Origin of the sequence: Klebsiella sp. K47 (assembly GCF_051858335.1) — a bacterium.
Lineage (GTDB): Bacteria > Pseudomonadota > Gammaproteobacteria > Enterobacterales > Enterobacteriaceae > Klebsiella > Klebsiella pneumoniae.
In genome coordinates this window covers 1-1,715 of record NZ_JBPYUI010000073.1, presented here as the reverse complement: position 1 = coordinate 1,715, position 1,715 = coordinate 1, and the positions used below count along the sequence as shown (strand labels likewise).

The 1,715-nt window shown below is 53.4% G+C and carries 1 protein-coding gene; it reads left to right on the top strand.

The features are described from left to right. A partial coding sequence (locus tag RRF55_RS27080) for a host specificity factor TipJ family phage tail protein (protein WP_439419199.1) occupies nucleotides 1-1,635 on the top strand: 1,635 nt, incomplete at its 5' end. Between the last annotated feature and the right edge of the window lie 80 nt (nucleotides 1,636-1,715).

Genomic DNA, 1,715 nt, shown 5'->3' with positions numbered 1-1,715 from the left:
CAGCGGATTTCCCTGGCGCACCGTGGCAACGAATACCAGATAGCGTCTACTGATGGTCCCTCTGCGACCGTACAGCGTGTGGTTAACGGTGTCGTTGACAGCACCTGGTCAGGCTTTATGACCCGTACCGTCGTGGATTTTGCCGCGTCTGGTATTAACGATAATGAAACCTGGCTAGGCCCCTTTCTGGCCTGCCCGCAAAATGAAGTTGTGGACGCCTTCGAGGTCAACTTTGCTTTCCCAAACGGAATTTGCGGGTTCCAGAACAACGGGAATAAGCGGGTCCGCCATGTCGAGTATGAAATCCAGTATCGCGTTTATGGTTCCGGATCAGGGTGGACGAGTAAGCCAGGGGTTTACGCGCTTAAAAACATTAATGGCCTCGGTTTTACAGAGCGTTTTGATCTGTCCTCTCCTGGGCTGGTGGAGGTTCGATGCCGCCGCCGTAACGAGCAGGGGAGCAACAACGCGAGAGACAGCATGTTCTGGCAGGCGCTCAGAGGTCGTTTGCTTTCCCGTCCGACCTCCTACGCAGGGATATCAACAATAGGGATCACGGTTGAAACCGGCGGCCAGCTGGCGGCGCAGTCAGACAAGCGTGTGAGTGTTGTCGCCACACGAAATTATGATGGCGGTGGTGACAGGACAATCAGCGGTGCGTTCCTGCATCTTGCCCGCAGTCTGGGATATCGCGACGACCAGATCGACATTGCGGCACTCAGTACGCTGGAGGAGAACTACTGGACGCCAAGGGGCGAATATTTTGATCACCAGGCAAGCAGTGACAGCACGTCAGCAAAGGATATTTTCGACAAAATAGCCGAGGCTGGCATGGGGTATTTTCTGCTGTCTGACGGGTTGCTTTCTGTCGGGAGAGAGGGCGTCAAAAGCTGGACAGGGATCATTACTCCTCAGGATACCGTGGAGGAAATGCAGACATCATTCAGGGTCCCGTCGGAGGATGATTTTGATGGCGTGGATGTGAAATATATCAACCCTGTGACCTGGGCGGAGGAAACCGTACAGTGCCGGACGCCGGAAAATCCTTTTCCGCGCAAAACGGAGGCATACACCATTGATGTTGCCATGACTGCAGATCGCGCCTGGCGTATCGGGATGCGTCGGTTAATGAAATATCTCCACCAACGCCGAACGTATACGGCTACGACTTCGATGCTGGGATGGTGTCATGACTTCGGTGATCACATCATTTTGTCCGACGACATTCCAACCGGGAAAACCCAAAGTTGCCTGATTGACGCGATGATTTACGACTTCCAGGAAATCACGCTGCACGTCACGGAGCCACTGGACTGGAGCTACGCGAATCCTCGCTGCTGGATACAGTTTCAGGACGGTCGACCATCATCGCGAATGCTCACGCCGCAACGGGTTGATGATTTCACGCTGACGGTGCCGTACAACGACGACCTGCATCCGGAAGACTGGATTATGGACGACCCAGATATTGATCCGCCGAAGTTATTGTTCTGCGACAGTGAAAAGGGTGCGCGGCATGGGATAGTCCAGGAGGTTGCCCCATCAGGTGACAGCAACTGTCAGATTACTGCACCTGAATATAAAGAAATTTTCTACCAGTACGACGACGCCACATACCCCGGCGACGTCGCTTAATACCAAAAAATCCCTTTCAACTTTTCTTTCGCTCAAACCCTCGTTTGGGCGAAGCCTCTTTTTGGAGCAAAAAACATGGC